Here is a 14,435-nt window from a genome sequence, read left to right as displayed (position 1 = left end):
CCTAGGCAGCACCAACCTTGCATTGAGCGATTGCGACTAGGCTTGAGCCTCAGATCGCAACCCATGCAAGGATCGCTCAATTGGAAATCTCGTCGATAGGTGTGTTTGTCGCGCTTTGCGCCATCCTCACCGGTGCATGGGGTTGGGTTCTTGCCGAGCAGGAACGGGCCGGGCGCCGGCGGATCCAGAACGAGTATCGCCGTGCGAACCGTCGCCTCTCGCGCGTCACTCAGATGCTGGAGCTTGCGCAGGATACCGCGCCGCTTGGTTTCTGGGAGTATGACCCGGCAACGGGTGCCCAGGTATGGTCCGCGGGGCTCAATCGCCTGTTCGGGCTAGAAGATTTCGAGGAGCTGTGCCCGGGCGATGCCGAGATGCTGTTGGCATCGGGGGTCGACGAGCTGCGCCACGCCATTTCCGCCAACAGGGACAATACCGGGATCTACAGCCTGGAACTGAACATCATGCGCGTCGACGGCGCGCAGCGGGTGTTCCGGATGAATGCGCGTAATATGCGCAGCAGGGATGGCACGATAAACCGTATAGTCGCCGCTGTCCGTGACGTCAGCGATGTGCGGGCGCGCGAGAAGGCCCTGCGTGAGACCGAACGCCGCGCCGACGAAGCGCGCAAGCAGGCGGAAACTGATCCGTTAACCGGGCTCGCCAACCGCCGCCGGGTGATGGATTTCCTCGACAAGGCAATCCTCAAATGCAGCCAAGGCGGCAAGCCGATTGCGCTGGTCATGCTGGATATCGATCACTTCAAGGCCATCAACGACCGCTACGGTCATCAGGTGGGCGATGAAGTGCTAAAACGGGTGGCCAACATTGCCTGCCAGCACGCCCGAAAGGATGACTTGGTAGGGCGTATGGGTGGGGAGGAATTCGTGGTATGCATGGAGGGAGCAGCGCATTCGACAGTGCTGACCATCGCCGAAAGACTGCGTCACGCGATCGGCAAGAACAGTGCCATCGGCAATGTGACGGGCGTGACGGTCAGCTTGGGTTATGCGGTCTGGCAGGCGGGCGATACCAGCCTCACACTCTTCGCCCGCGCGGACGAAGCGCTTTATGCAGCCAAGGAAGGCGGCAGGAACCAGGTACGGAAGGCTGCATAAGCGACTCGCTGTCGCAAACTATTTGATTGGCAAGGGTTTCATTGGCTGGCGAGTTCCCTATGTTTGCGTAACGCGGGCGAGGAGGTTCCTGTGGCGCAGTCCAGCCCCATGGCTGAAAACTACCCAGCATCAGGCGATCTGGCCGAGCAATTCGCTCGTACGCGCGCGCTTAGCGAAGCGCTAGTCGAACCGCTTTCCGATTCCGATGCGACCATCCAGTCGATGGAAGACGCGTCGCCCGCCAAATGGCATCTCGCGCATACGACATGGTTCTGGGAGACCTTCCTGCTGCGCGATCATGCAGATAGCTATGCGCTCTACGATGAGGCATATCCCTACCTGTTCAACTCTTACTACGAAGCGGAAGGTGACCGTCATGCCCGTGCGGCGCGCGGGATGCTTTCGAGACCTTCGTTGGCGGAGATTATCGCCTGGCGGGAGCATATCACCGGTGCGATGGGCAGTTTGCTTGAACGCGAGGACCTCGCGCCCTTGGTTGCACTGGGCATTGCCCACGAGCAGCAGCACCAGGAATTGCTGCTCACCGATATCAAGCACGCGATTTTCCAGAATCCGTTGGGTCCGGCGATGTGGGATTGCCAAGCTAAGCCCTCAGCCGGTGCAGGCGAGATCGCATGGTGCGAACACCCGGGTGGAATCGCCATGATCGGGCATGAGGGAACCGGGTTTGCGTTCGACAACGAAGGCCCACGCCACCGCATGCTGCTCGAACCCTTTGCGCTGGCTGACCGTCTGGTCACGAATCGCGAATGGGACGCGTTTATCGCCGACAGGGGTTATGCCGATGCGCGGCTGTGGCTGTCGGATGGCTGGGCTTGGGTGCGCGAGAATGCGATCAGCGCGCCGCTTTACTGGCGCGATGAGGACCATTTCACCCATTCCGGCTGGCAAAGGCGCGATCCGGATGCGCCCGTCACGCATATCTCCTACTACGAAGCCGATGCCTACGCGACATGGGCCGGAGCACGGCTGCCGACCGAATTCGAATGGGAAACTGCCGCCCAGTCGCATGATGCGGGCGGCGGCAACCAGCTCGTTCAAGCCGGGGCGATATTGCCGCGCGGCGGCACAGAGCTGTTCGGTGATTGCTGGCAATTCACACGCTCGGCCTATTTGCCGTACCCACGCTTCCAGACGGCCGAAGGCGCAGTCGGCGAATACAACGGCAAGTTCATGAGCGGACAATTCGTGCTCAAGGGCGCGAGCTGCGCCACCGTGCGCGGCCATTCGCGCAGCTCCTATCGCAATTTCTTCTACCCGCAGCAGCGCTGGCAGTTCACCGGACTTCGCCTCGCAAAGGATTTCTGATGACTAATCACAAGGGGCTCGCGCTCGTCGATCTCGACGATGATGGCGTGGACCGTGCTTTTCGGCGCGATGTACTGGAAGGCTTGCGGCAGGATCAGAAGGCGATTCCGGCGCGTTGGTTCTACGACGAGCGGGGTTCGCAGCTGTTCGAACAGATCACGCAGCTGGAGGAATATTATCCGACCCGCTCCGAGACGGAGATACTCGAAGCATTGGGCGACCGCTTTGCCGAATTGATCGGGCGGGGCCGGGCGGTGGTCGAATTTGGCTCGGGCAGTTCGGTGAAGACACCCTTGCTGCTCAATGCGATCGACCCCGCCGCCTATGTTCCGCTCGATATCTCGGGCGATTTTCTGCGCCAGTCGGCAGCCGAGTTGTCGGGGAAATTTCCCGGGCTTCCGGTCTATCCGGTCGAAGCCGATTTCATGCGGGAAGTTACGCTGCCGGACGAAGTTGAGGAGCATCCCAAGTTGGGCTTTTTCCCTGGCTCGACCATCGGCAACATGATCGCGCGCACCGCAGTCGACCTGCTGCGCTCCATGCGCGCGACGCTGGGCCACCATACCCACGGCGGTGCGCTGCTGCTGATCGGCATGGACCTGGTCAAGGACGAGAGCACGCTTGAGGCCGCTTATGACGATGCGGAAGGTGTCACGGCGCAGTTCAATCTCAACCTCGTTGAGCGCATCAATCGCGAACTGGGCGGTACTATCCCGGTCGACAAGCTGCGCCATGAAGCGCGCTGGGATGACCTGCATTCGCGGATCGAAATGCATCTTATGGCAAGCGAAGATATCGCGTTCGAGGTTTCGGGCGAAAGCTTCGAGATGCAGCAAGGCGAGACCATCCACACCGAGAACAGCCACAAGTTCACGCGGCGCAGCGCCAATATACTGCTGCTTGCCGGCGGCTGGACACCCGTCGAGTGCTGGACCGACAGTGGCGAGAATTTCTCGCTGATCCTCGCGCGCGCCGAAAATCCGCGAAATGCGCCATAACGCCGTTCATCGCCCGGTTCCGCTCGCGCTGTTAGTGGGGCGGTGATGGATATCGCGTCGATCTGGAATGGCCTTGCCGATGCAATTGCTGCAATTCCGCGCGGCAGCCTGCTGTGGCTGGCTCTCGGCGCATTGCTGATTGGTTGGTTGGGCACTGCCCTGATCCGAAGGCGCGCGCCTTTCGGCAAGCTGTTGAGCGGCGCCAGCACTCTTATCCTGGTGGGTATCCTCGTCACAGTCGTGCTGCAGCTCTCCCGATTTGATCCGCGCTTCGAAATGGCGGTGCCCGAGCTGGGTCTGCCAGAGCAGGTCGTCGAAGGCAGCGAGACGCGCGTCGAAATGGCACCGGACGGGCATTTCTGGCTCCGCGCCGAGATGAACGGCGTGCCTGCGAATTTCCTGGTCGATACGGGGGCTACGTTGACTGCGGTGAATGCTGGCCTCGCCGAAGAGGCCGGGCTTCAGCCGCGTCGCGGAGGCATTCCGATCCAGCTTAACACCGCCAATGGCACAATTGCGGCGCAGCTCAGCTCGGTGGACGAGCTCCGCTTCGGCAATGTCGCGGCGCGCGGGCTCGATGCCGTTATTGCGCCCAACCTTGGCGAGACCAATGTGATCGGGATGAATGTCCTATCGCGGCTGCAGTCCTGGCGGGTAGAGGGGCGCACGCTGGTCCTGGTGCCGAACAACCCCCAGCCCGAACTCGTATCGGATTGGTAACATCAGGCCAGCGAGCGGCTTTTCTCCTGCTCGGGCAGGCAAAGGCCAGTGGCCAGCTCGAAATATCTTGGCAGGGGCATGTGCTTCGGACGATTGGCGCGGGCACCCAACACTTCGTTCACAGTGAAGAGCAGGCGCTCCGCGTCGAATGGTTTGCGGATGTAATCCTGCGCACCATGGTAACGTGCCTGCAATTCGTCTTCGCGGCCGGTCACACCCGTGAACATCACTATCGGCAAGTCATAATGATCGGGGGAGCCGCGCAGTTCGCGCAGCAGGTCAGAACCGCTCTTGCCGGGCATGTGCTGGTCGAGCAGCAGGAGATCGGGGCGGCGCCAGCGGATCGTTTCGAGCGCCTTCTCGCCATCGCTGACCCAGCCGCACGCATGGCCGTCCGCGATCAGCAGGCCGCACGCCAATTCCGAGATGATCGGATCGTCATCTGCTATCAGTATGTTGGCCATCTTGATCTCCTTGGTCTGGTTAATCGGTACGCAGGAAAGGTCATTGTCGGCCAAACGGGCGCATAGGTGTTCGCCGCTATCCCTTGTGCGCGATGAGGCGGGGTGGCAGGCACACGACGATGATTCGCGAACGTTTCCTCCCGACCACCGGCATTCACAATTTCCGCGATTACGGCGGCTATCGAACGGGTAACGGCGGCCATGTGCGCACCGGGATGTTGTTTCGCTCCGGGCATCACGTCGGGGCAACCGATGACGACCTGCAGCATTTTTCGGACGCAGGCATCCGTACCGTGATCGACCTGCGCGGACTGAGCGAGCGCGAAGCCCATCCGTGCCGCCGGATCGAGGGATGGCGCGGCGAGGTCATCTTCTATGAAGGTGAAACTGCCAGCTCGCCGCCGCATATGGATATCGACGAACATACGACCACGGTCGAATTTGCGCGTAACCGTATGATGCAGCTCTACACGCGGATGCCCCGCAATCCGGCGATGATCGAAATGTTCACCCGATACTTCCAGATTCTCGACGAGCGCGACGGGGCGAGCCTCGTTCATTGCTTTGCTGGCAAGGATCGTACCGGAGTAGCCGCTACGCTGTTGCTCCATGTGCTGGGCGTATCGCGCGAGGATCAGGTCTCCGAATTCGTCCTCACCAATGCAGCGCCGACATTCGACGTGCTGAAATCGCAGTCCGCGCCGGGAATCGAGGAACGGCTCGGCCGGCCTCTCGATGACGATGCATTGCAGGCCCTGCTCGGCGTGCATGAGGATTACATCCATCACTGGATTGAGACCGCGGAAGCGGATCAAGGATCGCTCGACGGTTACATCGAGACAAAACTAGGTGTGGATGACGCATTGCGTGCGCGCCTAAACGACAAGTTTGTCGTGTAGGGAAACAAGCGAAACTAGGATGATTACGCGGCAGAGCATGCCCATATCGTCCTCGAACCAACAATACACACGAGACTGACGATCATGGCTACTCACCGCACCAAGATGCTCATCATCGGCTCCGGCCCAGCCGGGCTTTCCGCCGCGATTTACGGCGCGCGCGCGATGATGGAACCGATCGTGGTTCAGGGCATCCAGCCTGGCGGCCAACTCACGATTACTACCGAGGTCGAAAATTATCCCGGCTTTGCCGATGTGATCCAGGGTCCTTGGCTCATGGAGCAGATGCAAAAGCAGGCCGAACACGTCGGCACGCGGATGATGTGGGACACGATCGTCGATATCGATATTGCGGGCGGCTCGCCCTTCCGCGCGGTCGGCGATGGCGGTGACGAATATATCGCCGACACGCTGATTATTGCCACCGGTGCGCAGGCCAAGTGGCTCGGCGTACCTGGCGAACAGGAGTTGGGCGGGAAGGGTGTATCCGCCTGCGCGACGTGTGACGGGTTCTTTTTCCGCGGCAAAAAAGTGGCGGTGATCGGCGGCGGCAACACCGCAGTCGAGGAAGCGCTCTACCTCACCAATCATTCAGACGATGTGACACTGATCCATCGCCGTGACGAGCTGCGCAGCGAGAAAATCCTGCAGGAGCGCTTGTTCAAGTCGGACAAGATCACGCCGATGTGGAACAAGACGGTTGAGCGTTTTGTGGCAGGCGAAGACGGAACGCTGTCCAAGCTGGTGCTCAAGGACACGCAGACCGGAGAGAAGTCGGAACTGGAAGTCGATGGCGCATTCGTGGCGATCGGCCATGCACCTGCTACCGAACTTTTCAAAGGCAAGCTGCCGATGGATGGCGGCGGTTACCTTGAAGTCGAACCCGGCACGCCCAAGACCTCGATCCCCGGCGTGTTCGCCTGCGGCGATGTGATGGACCATACCTATCGGCAGGCTGTTACCGCAGCGGGTACCGGCTGCATGGCTGCGCTTGATGCGGAGAAATTCCTCGCCACACTCGATTTCGCGGCCGTAATGCCCGCAGTCGAAGAAGCGGCGGAGTAAACCGCCGCCTTATCGCAATCTAAAATACCGCCATCGCGGCCAGCACAATCAGCGCGATCAGCACGAGGCTCGACAGCGCGAAGAGCGAAAAGCGCACTATGATCTTGTTGGTAGTCACCTGCACCAGGCTGTGCAGCACGCGCAGCACGACATAGGCCCAGGCCAGCGTTGCCGCGAGGCCGTCGCCGGCTCCGACCAGCGCCAAGACGATAGCTACCGCATAAAAAACCGTCGGCGCTTCGTGCAAATGGTTGTAATTATGCGCTTTCCACTGCACTTCAGGTGGAAGCATCGCATCCAGCCCTGCGCCTGTTGGCTTGCGCGCCAATTCATCCGCATCGACCTTCGCGGCTGTCATTGCCGGAATGCGGGTGGCGTACATCCACAACCACATGACCATGGTCCAGATCGCCAAGGCCACGACCGGCCCAAGTGTTCCTACGTTGATCATCAGACAACTCCCGGATCGTTGAATACAGTTAGCGCCACAGCGCGATAGGCAAGGTAAAGCAGCGCGGTCGTCATCGCGAGGAACAACACAAAGCGGATCGACACGATGTTGACGAAGGCCTGCCAGATCGAATGGATGATCCTCAGCCCGACATAGATCCAGGCTGCCGTGACATCACCCGCCGCCGCGCCCATCATCGCGATGATGATCACCGCCGGATAGAAGATTGTCGGCTGTTCCATTAGGTGCGTGAAGTTGTGCGATTTCCAGTTAACCGATGGCGGCAGCTGGTCTTCGGAATCGCTTCCTCTCGCGCCGCGCGGCGCATTGCTGACGTTGATGCCAAGTTTGGCCAGCGCCGGAAACCGCGTGATCGGAATCAGGAACAGTATCACCAGCGACCAGGCGATCAGCACCGCTGCGGGTGCGAGCATTTGCGCTTGCATTGAGATTCTCCCCCTCTCGTCTGCGGTAGCGAGACTGAGGCGGAGCAGTCAGATTGTCAAATGCAACCTAACCTGCAGTGGATATCGTCTCGGCAAAGCGTTGCGGGTCGACATTGCCGCCCGTGATCATAATGACGGTATCATTGTCCAGCGCGACCTTACCCGCGAGCGCAGCGGCAAGCGCGGCCGCACCGCCTGGTTCCACCACCAGTTGTAGCCTCAAGAAAGCGAAACGCTGCGCATCGCGTACTTCATCGTCGGTCACAGTGACGCCGGGATCAGCACGGGCTGTGAGCACTTCGAGATTGATCGGCATCGTTGCTGTCGGGATCAGCGCATCGCAGATGGTTGAGGGCGGATTGTCCTGCACCCTGACCACTTCGCCGCGGCGCATGGCTTCGCCCACCACGTCCCACCCGGCAGGCTCGACCGGAACGATCGCCGCATCGGGGCAGGCGAGCGAGAGGCCTGCGGACAAACCGCCGCCGCCGCAGCAAGCGATGATACGAGACGGTTCGTGTCCCAATTGCTCGGCGATCTCGATGCCTGCGCTGCCTTGCCCCTCGATCACCCAGGGATCGCCAAAGGCGTGGACTAGTATTCCGCCGTGCTCGGAAATGAGCTTCTCGGCCACATCGTCGCGGCTTTCCTCGCCTTGCCGGTCGTAGAGCACGATCTCGGCTCCTAGCGCGCGCGTTCCTTCGAGCTTCACCTGCGGCGCGTCGCGCGGCATGACAATTGTCGCCTTGGTTCCAAGCCTTTTCGCCGCCCAGGCGACGCCTTGCGCGTGGTTGCCGCTGGAAACCGCCACGACCCCCGCAGCCTTCTCTTCGTCGCTCAGCGCTGAAAGGCGGTGCCACGCGCCGCGGATCTTGAACGCGCCGATCGGCTGCAGGTTCTCTGCCTTGACGTGCAAGCGAACACCATCAATCTCGACCGGCAGCAGCGGTGTAGGAGGCAGAATAGCCACGATCTTCGCAGCTGCTTCGAGCACGCCTTCGCGCGTGGGATTTCTTTCAACGTCACGGATCATTTTGCGGTCTTAGCGCATTCATCTAAAGCGCGCGCAAGATTCGTTTCCGGAGATACTTTTTATGTCGACAGTTCTGGTGATCGGTGCCGGCGGTGTCAGCTCGGTCTGCGTCCATAAGATGGCGATGAATGCCGATATCTTCCCTGATATCCATCTCGCCAGCCGCACCAAGTCCAAATGCGATGCCATCGCTGCAAGCGTGAAGGAGCGCACCGGGCGGGATGTAGCCACATACGAGATCGATGCCGAGGAGGTCCCAGCCATGGTCAATCTGATCCGCAAGGTGCAGCCGAGCCTGGTCGTCAACCTTGCGCTGCCCTACCAGGACCTGCCGATCATGGATGCCTGCCTGGAGGCGGGCGTCGATTATCTCGACACGGCCAACTACGAGCCCAAGGACGAGGCCAAGTTCGAATACAAGTGGCAGTGGGCCTATTACGACCGCTTCAAGGACGCAGGGCTGATGGCGCTACTCGGTTCGGGCTTCGATCCGGGCGTCACCAGCGTCTTCACCATGTGGCTCAAGAAGCATAAGCTCAAGACCATCCGCACGCTCGACATCCTCGATTGCAATGGCGGCGACCATGGTCAGGCCTTCGCGACGAATTTCAACCCGGAAATCAACATCCGCGAAGTGACCGCGCCCGCGCGGCACTGGGAAAACGGCGAGTTCGTCGAGACCCCGGCGATGGGCAAGAAGATCACCTTCGACTTCGAAGGCGTGGGGGAGAAGAACGCCTACATGATGTACCACGAGGAGCTCGAAAGCCTCGCCAGGTTCAACCCGGAAATGGAGCGGGCCCGCTTCTGGATGACCTTCGGCGATGAGTACATCAAGCACCTCACCGTGCTCCAGAATGTCGGCATGACCTCGATCGAGCCGATCAAGTACAAGGGAAAGGAAATCATCCCGCTGCAGTTCCTCGCCGCCGTGCTGCCCAAGCCCGAAACGCTGGGTGAGACGACCAAGGGCAATACCAATATCGGTTGCATCGCAACCGGCGAAGCGCTCGATGGTTCAGGCGAAAAGACGTTCTACATCAATAACATTTGCTCCCATGAAGCGGCCTATGAGGAAACCGGAAACCAGGCGGTCAGCTACACCACCGGCGTGCCTGCGATGATCGGCAGCGCGCTGATGGTGCAGGGCATCTGGAAGGGTGAGGGCGTCTTCAACATGGAAGAGATGGACCCCGATCCTTTCATGGACATGCTCAACCAGCATGGCCTGCCGTGGCATGTGAATGAGCTCGACGGGCCAGTGGATTTCTAGGCGTCTTTGTGCCTGCCCCTGCACCCTCAATTCACACCTTCGAATTCGGCGACGTAAGATTGGTCGCCGACCAACTGGGCGAACCCGTTTTCCTCCTGCTTCACGCGGGTGGTGAACGGCGAAAGGTCTGGCAACCGATAGCAGAGCGACTTTGGCAATCCGGCTACGGCTCTCTGGCTGTCGATCAACGTGGCCACGGTGAGAGCGGTGGAACCAGGGGTGACGGTGTTGCCCGGTTCGCGGCAGATGCGGCGGAGATTATTGCAGGGCAATCCACGCCGATCATTGTTGTAGGAGCGTCCCTCGGAGGTTTTTGCGGTTTACTGGCAGCGACCGAGCCTGCAGCTCGGCGCAATATGCGCGGTCTCGTTCTGGTCGACGTGATTCCCGATCCCGATCCTGACCGTGTCAGAGCCTATCTTCGCACGACAACGCCGCCGCTGGACCAGTCGCCACTAGTCGATGATATCCTCGGGCAATCGGAGAAACTCCGCGAAGCTTCGGCAGGGATCGACTTTCCAGTTCTTCTGGTTGTCGCAGGCGAAGGTTCGATTACGGATTCGGATATCAAACGGCTTTCGGAGGCAGTATCGGAGCTGAAAGTGGTTAGAATCGAACATGCCAGCCATCTCGTTGCGCGAGACAAGCCATATGAACTCGCGGAGGTTCTCTTGTCCTTTGCCAAAGAATTGCCGCGATTAGGGGCGGAGTAGTGGAAACAAAGGCCGGTGATCCGGGCGCTTTTGCCCAATTCGACCTCAGCCGGGTCGAAAGCCCCGCATTCGTGGTGGACGCAGCGAAGCTGCGCGCCAATTGCCAGATCCTTGCCGACATTCGCGACGAGGCGGATATCAAGGTACTTGCCGCGCTCAAGGCGTTCTCCATGTGGTCGGTCGCGCCGATCATCGGCGAATATCTCGACGGTGTATGCACCTCAGGCTTGTGGGAAGCGCGGCTGGCGAGCGAATTCTACGATGGCGAAATTGCGACTTATTCCGCCGCTTTTAAGCCGGACGAGCTGGAAGAAATCTGCCGCCTGTCCGACCATGTGATCTTCAATTCGGCAGGTCAGCTTCAGCGCGCGCAGCTGATCCTGGAGCAGGCGCGCCTCTCGGGCGGCGACTTCGATGTCGGTCTGCGCATAAATCCGCAGGTCCCGACCGGCGAAGTACCGCGCTATGATCCCTCATCGCCGGGCTCGCGTCTGGGCTTGCCGCTCGACCAGCTTACCGAAGAGGTGATGGAGCATGTCGACGGAATCCACTTCCACAATCTGTGCGAGCAGGATTTCGAGCCTCTCCAGCAGACCTGGGATCGTGTTTTCGACGCGATCGAACCTTATTTCGGCCAGCTCAAATGGATCAACATGGGGGGCGGGCATCACATCACGCGCGCCGATTACCAGCGCGACGAGCTGGTCGAGTTCCTCAGGGATGCCAAGGAAGACACCGGCGCAGAGATATACCTCGAACCGGGCGAAGCCGTGGCGCTCGATGCCGGGATTCTTGTGGGAACGATCCTCGATACCGGCTTCAATGAAGTGCCCACCGCCATCGTCGATATCTCCGCCACTTGTCACATGCCCGATGTGATCGAGGCGCCCTATCGCCCGGCGATGCTGCACGAGCGGGGAGGGGGCGGCAATCCGTCCGTTCGCCTTGGCGGCCCGTCATGCCTCGCGGGCGATGTGATCGGCGATTACAACCTGCCGCAGCCACCCGAGCCCGGCCAGCGCATCGCCTTCCTCGACCAGGCGCATTACTCGATGGTGAAAACCAATACTTTCAATGGTGTGCAGCTTCCCTCGATCTACCTGTGGGACAGCGAGACCGATGCGCTCGAGCTGGTCAAAAGCTTCGAATATGAGGACTTCCGCGACCGGCTGAGTTGATCTACTCTCGAGTGCGAGGGAGAGCATGCGATGAGTGCAGTGGTTGGTAAGCGGATTTTGTCGGGCTTTTTGCCCCTGACCATCGCGGCGATGGCCTGGGTACCCGCAGCCGCCGCGCAAGAGGCAGCGCCTGCACCTCTGGATGGCCGCGCAAGCGATCCGGCCGCCATGGGTTGGATGGAAGGTTCGCCGCCTCCAGAAGAAAAACGCGTTCTGGCGCGGCGCAGCGACCATTTCATTTTCCCGAAAACGCGATGGTCGTTCAGCCATATGCGCGAAGTCCTGCCCACGGCCAACATTGACATTGCAGAGAGATGGGAGCTGCCGCGCGATCTTCACGCCGGTTTCGAGAGAATAGAAGTCACACCGATGGGCGCACAGGAAGCATTGAGCTTCGAAGACGCGCTCTACGCGTCCTATACCGATGCGCTGCTGGTGATGCATGAAGGCGAGATCATCTACGAAAGATATCTCGGGGTGACGAAGCCCGACACGAGGCACATCGCATTCTCGGTCACCAAGAGCTTTATCGGCACCATTGCCGAGAGCATGATTGCCGAAGGCCGGCTTGATCAGGATGCGCTGGTAGAAAGCTATTTGCCCGAGCTTGCCGAAAGCGGTTTTGCTGGTGCCAGCGTGCGCCAGGTGATGGATATGACGACCGACCTGGACTGGAGCGAAGTCTATTCCGATCCAAACTCGGACATCGCGGCCTACTCACTTGCCCTTGGCATCGCGGGGCAAGAGCCACCCGGCTATACCGGGCCGCGCACCATCTACGATTACCTGCCGACCGTGAAGAAGGGGAGCGAGGGGCATGGCACGCGCTTCGTCTACCGAACAGTCAACACTGATGTGCTGGCGTGGATCGTAGCGCGGGTAGAAGGCAAGCCGCTCAATACCATCCTGTCGGAGCGGATCTGGAAACCGTTCGGGATGGAATGCGCCGCTGATATCCTGGTCGATCCGATCGGGACACCTTTCGTCGGCGGCGGGCTCAACCTGTGCCTGCGAGACCTCGCCCGCTTCGGCGAAGCTATCCGGTTAGGCGGAAGACGCGGCGATGGGCAGATCTTGCCCGAAGGACTGGTCGAAGGGATGATTAGGGGCGCAGCCCTGATCCAGGATAATCCTAAGGCGAACTATGCGACTTTGCCGGGCTATTCCTATCGCAGCCAATGGTGGTTCATGAATGACGATCATGGGGCTTTCAGTGCGCGCGGCATCCATGGGCAAGCGATCTGGATCGATCCACAATCCGAGATTGTGATCGCTCGTTTTGGCTCGCATCCGATCGCGGGGAATGTGAACATCGATCCGATCACATTGCCGACCTATCGGGCGATCGTGGATCACGTTACTCGCGGCGACTGAGCGCGGGAAAATCAGCGCCCTCTATCGCGCCTGCAGTGCGAAAATTCGCTTGAAATCCAGCGATTCCGGCTTATATGCGCGCTTCCGCTGCCGAGCCCCTTGCGTAAGCAGGGTGGGACTTCCCAGACCATGGCAGCATATTGAAACGAACCGTTAGGGGGTCCCTTGAGTTGCACGTTTATCCCGATGCCAAGGCTGTAGTCCGCGCCCTCGCGCCGGACGAACCCGTTATCCTTAACCGGCCGCATGCAGCGGCCCGCGCTGCCCGCTTCTTCAATGAGAAGTTTCCGGGCACTTCGCTTTATGCCGTGAAGGCCAATCCCTCGCCGGACTTGCTGAAGGTCCTGTGGGAGAACGGCATCACGCATTACGATGTCGCGTCGATCGCCGAAGTGCGGCTGGTCAGCCAGGTGCTGCCCGGCGCGACGCAATGCTTCATGCACCCGATCAAGACGCGGCGCGCAATCCGCGAGGCCTATCACGAACATGGCTGCCGCACTTTCAGCCTCGACACGCTCGATGAGCTGGAAAAGATCGTCGAGGCGTGCAGCGACGAGGAAGGCAATCCGGCCGAAGATTTGCGGCTATTGGTGCGCCTGCGCGTATCTTCCGAATATGCCGAGCTCAGCCTTGCGGCGAAATTTGGCTGCGACCTGACCGAGGCACCCGATCTGCTACAGGCGGCCCGCCAGCATTGTGACTGGCTGGGTGTGTGTTTCCATGTCGGTAGCCAGGCGATGACGCCATTCGCCTATGTCCAGGCGATCGAACGCGTGCGCGCTGCAGTGGCGCAGGCCAGCGTGGTGATCGACGTGGTTGATGTGGGCGGCGGTTTTCCCTCAGTCTATCCCGGGATGGAGCCTCCTCCGATGGAAGACTTCTTCGAGGTTATCAAACGCCATTTCGAAGAGCTCCCGATTGCCTACAACGCCGAGCTGTGGTGCGAGCCGGGCAGGGCGCTATGCGCGGAGTATTCCTCGTTGGTGGTGTGCGTCGAAAAGCGCCGCGGCGACGAGCTTTACATCAATGACGGTGCCTATGGCGCGCTGTTCGATGCCGCGCATGTCGACTGGAAATTTCCCGTCTGCGCACTCGAAGACGATCTCTACGAAGCCGAGCAGGAATTCAGCTTCTACGGGCCGACCTGCGACGATGCCGATTATATGAAGGGGCCGTTCTACCTGCCGGGAGACATCCAGGCGGGCGACTATATCGAAATCGGCATGCTAGGCGCCTACGGCACCGCGATGAAGACAGGCTTCAACGGCTTCGGCGAGGCCGAGCACGCTGTGGTCGAGGATGAGCCCATGGCGAGCCTCTACGACGGCAGCCGCGTGCGCCCTGTCGCGGACAATGTGGTGAGCTTGCGGTAGG

At 60.3% G+C, this 14,435-nt stretch carries 15 protein-coding genes; 11 read left to right on the top strand and 4 right to left on the bottom strand.

Annotated features, from left to right (window positions below; all coding sequences use genetic code 11):
- Window positions 1-80: 80 nt before the first annotated feature.
- The 4 genes from ACEWMW_RS13655 to ACEWMW_RS13640 all read left to right on the top strand — a co-directional run bounded on the left by ACEWMW_RS13655 (window position 81) and on the right by ACEWMW_RS13640 (window position 4,165).
- Window positions 81-1,118, top strand: a complete 1,038-nt coding sequence (locus ACEWMW_RS13655; protein ID WP_409414508.1) for a GGDEF domain-containing protein — start codon at window positions 81-83, stop codon at window positions 1,116-1,118.
- A 108-nt stretch (window positions 1,119-1,226) separates the two neighbouring features.
- Window positions 1,227-2,447: an ergothioneine biosynthesis protein EgtB gene (egtB, locus tag ACEWMW_RS13650; RefSeq protein WP_409414507.1), complete on the top strand. Its 1,221-nt coding sequence runs from the start codon at window positions 1,227-1,229 to the stop codon at window positions 2,445-2,447.
- The gene (gene egtD / locus ACEWMW_RS13645) at window positions 2,447-3,445 is read left to right on the top strand and encodes an L-histidine N(alpha)-methyltransferase (RefSeq protein WP_409414506.1); all 999 of its coding nucleotides are present in this window, start codon (window positions 2,447-2,449) and stop codon (window positions 3,443-3,445) included. The genes egtB and egtD overlap by 1 nt, the downstream gene beginning before the upstream one ends.
- Window positions 3,446-3,490: 45 nt before the next feature.
- Window positions 3,491-4,165, top strand: a complete 675-nt coding sequence (locus tag ACEWMW_RS13640; protein WP_409414505.1) for a retropepsin-like aspartic protease family protein — start codon at window positions 3,491-3,493, stop codon at window positions 4,163-4,165.
- A gap of 2 nt (window positions 4,166-4,167) precedes the next feature.
- Here the strand turns inward: ACEWMW_RS13640 and ACEWMW_RS13635 are convergent, their stop codons facing one another.
- A complete protein-coding gene (locus ACEWMW_RS13635; RefSeq protein WP_409414504.1) occupies window positions 4,168-4,629 on the bottom strand; it encodes a response regulator in 462 nt (153 codons plus the stop codon).
- Between the two features lie 119 nt (window positions 4,630-4,748).
- Here ACEWMW_RS13635 and ACEWMW_RS13630 point away from each other — a divergent pair, with 119 nt between their 5' ends.
- Both ACEWMW_RS13630 and trxB read left to right on the top strand, forming a co-directional pair.
- Window positions 4,749-5,528: a tyrosine-protein phosphatase gene (locus ACEWMW_RS13630; protein ID WP_409414503.1), complete on the top strand. Its 780-nt coding sequence runs from the start codon at window positions 4,749-4,751 to the stop codon at window positions 5,526-5,528.
- 84 nt (window positions 5,529-5,612) lie between these two features.
- Window positions 5,613-6,593 (top strand): thioredoxin-disulfide reductase, encoded by a 981-nt coding sequence (gene trxB / locus ACEWMW_RS13625; protein WP_409414502.1) that lies wholly within the window; start codon window positions 5,613-5,615, stop codon window positions 6,591-6,593.
- A gap of 19 nt (window positions 6,594-6,612) precedes the next feature.
- Here the strand turns inward: trxB and ACEWMW_RS13620 are convergent, their stop codons facing one another.
- The 3 genes from ACEWMW_RS13620 to ACEWMW_RS13610 form a co-directional block, all read right to left on the bottom strand.
- Complete coding sequence (locus ACEWMW_RS13620; protein WP_409414501.1) at window positions 6,613-7,044, bottom strand: MAPEG family protein; 432 nt, start codon at window positions 7,042-7,044, stop codon at window positions 6,613-6,615.
- Window positions 7,044-7,490, bottom strand: coding sequence for an MAPEG family protein (locus ACEWMW_RS13615; RefSeq protein WP_409414500.1), 447 nt, complete (start codon window positions 7,488-7,490; stop codon window positions 7,044-7,046). The genes ACEWMW_RS13620 and ACEWMW_RS13615 overlap by 1 nt, the downstream gene beginning before the upstream one ends.
- Window positions 7,491-7,557: 67 nt before the next feature.
- Window positions 7,558-8,523 carry a threonine ammonia-lyase gene (locus ACEWMW_RS13610; protein ID WP_409414499.1) on the bottom strand — a complete coding sequence of 322 codons (966 nt, stop codon included), beginning with the start codon at window positions 8,521-8,523 and terminating at the stop codon, window positions 7,558-7,560.
- A 61-nt stretch (window positions 8,524-8,584) separates the two neighbouring features.
- Here ACEWMW_RS13610 and ACEWMW_RS13605 point away from each other — a divergent pair, with 61 nt between their 5' ends.
- The 5 genes from ACEWMW_RS13605 to ACEWMW_RS13585 all read left to right on the top strand — a co-directional run bounded on the left by ACEWMW_RS13605 (window position 8,585) and on the right by ACEWMW_RS13585 (window position 14,434).
- Window positions 8,585-9,796, top strand: a complete 1,212-nt coding sequence (locus ACEWMW_RS13605) for a saccharopine dehydrogenase family protein (RefSeq protein WP_409414498.1) — start codon at window positions 8,585-8,587, stop codon at window positions 9,794-9,796.
- 8 nt (window positions 9,797-9,804) lie between these two features.
- Window positions 9,805-10,509, top strand: coding sequence for an alpha/beta fold hydrolase (locus ACEWMW_RS13600; RefSeq protein WP_409414497.1), 705 nt, complete (start codon window positions 9,805-9,807; stop codon window positions 10,507-10,509).
- Complete coding sequence (locus ACEWMW_RS13595; RefSeq protein ID WP_409414496.1) at window positions 10,509-11,687, top strand: carboxynorspermidine decarboxylase; 1,179 nt, start codon at window positions 10,509-10,511, stop codon at window positions 11,685-11,687. Before ACEWMW_RS13600 ends, ACEWMW_RS13595 begins: the two co-directional genes overlap by 1 nt.
- A gap of 30 nt (window positions 11,688-11,717) precedes the next feature.
- On the top strand, window positions 11,718-13,061 hold the full coding sequence (locus ACEWMW_RS13590) for a serine hydrolase domain-containing protein (protein WP_409414495.1): 1,344 nt from the start codon (window positions 11,718-11,720) through the stop codon (window positions 13,059-13,061).
- 170 nt (window positions 13,062-13,231) lie between these two features.
- Window positions 13,232-14,434 carry a type III PLP-dependent enzyme domain-containing protein gene (locus tag ACEWMW_RS13585; protein ID WP_409414494.1) on the top strand — a complete coding sequence of 401 codons (1,203 nt, stop codon included), beginning with the start codon at window positions 13,232-13,234 and terminating at the stop codon, window positions 14,432-14,434.
- Window position 14,435 lies beyond the last annotated feature (1 nt).

Source organism: Litorerythrobacter xanthomarinus (assembly GCF_046254955.1).
Lineage (GTDB): Bacteria > Pseudomonadota > Alphaproteobacteria > Sphingomonadales > Sphingomonadaceae > Qipengyuania_C.
Note: the sequence above shows the minus strand (reverse complement) of the source record. Positions and strands in the feature narration are given on the sequence as shown.

What these genes read in the sequence shown, in the direction of transcription:
- ACEWMW_RS13620 (WP_409414501.1), bottom strand. Translation starts at nt 7,044, where the DNA reads ATGATCAACGTAGGAACACTTGGGCCGGTCGTGGCCTTGGCGATCTGG.
- ACEWMW_RS13610 (WP_409414499.1), bottom strand. Translation starts at nt 8,523, where the DNA reads ATGATCCGTGACGTTGAAAGAAATCCCACGCGCGAAGGCGTGCTCGAA.
- egtD (WP_409414506.1), top strand. Translation starts at nt 2,447, where the DNA reads ATGACTAATCACAAGGGGCTCGCGCTCGTCGATCTCGACGATGATGGC.
- ACEWMW_RS13590 (WP_409414495.1), top strand. Translation starts at nt 11,718, where the DNA reads ATGAGTGCAGTGGTTGGTAAGCGGATTTTGTCGGGCTTTTTGCCCCTG.
- ACEWMW_RS13605 (WP_409414498.1), top strand. Translation starts at nt 8,585, where the DNA reads ATGTCGACAGTTCTGGTGATCGGTGCCGGCGGTGTCAGCTCGGTCTGC.
- egtB (WP_409414507.1), top strand. Translation starts at nt 1,227, where the DNA reads ATGGCTGAAAACTACCCAGCATCAGGCGATCTGGCCGAGCAATTCGCT.
- ACEWMW_RS13630 (WP_409414503.1), top strand. Translation starts at nt 4,749, where the DNA reads ATGATTCGCGAACGTTTCCTCCCGACCACCGGCATTCACAATTTCCGC.
- ACEWMW_RS13640 (WP_409414505.1), top strand. Translation starts at nt 3,491, where the DNA reads ATGGATATCGCGTCGATCTGGAATGGCCTTGCCGATGCAATTGCTGCA.
- ACEWMW_RS13615 (WP_409414500.1), bottom strand. Translation starts at nt 7,490, where the DNA reads ATGCAAGCGCAAATGCTCGCACCCGCAGCGGTGCTGATCGCCTGGTCG.
- ACEWMW_RS13635 (WP_409414504.1), bottom strand. Translation starts at nt 4,629, where the DNA reads ATGGCCAACATACTGATAGCAGATGACGATCCGATCATCTCGGAATTG.
- trxB (WP_409414502.1), top strand. Translation starts at nt 5,613, where the DNA reads ATGGCTACTCACCGCACCAAGATGCTCATCATCGGCTCCGGCCCAGCC.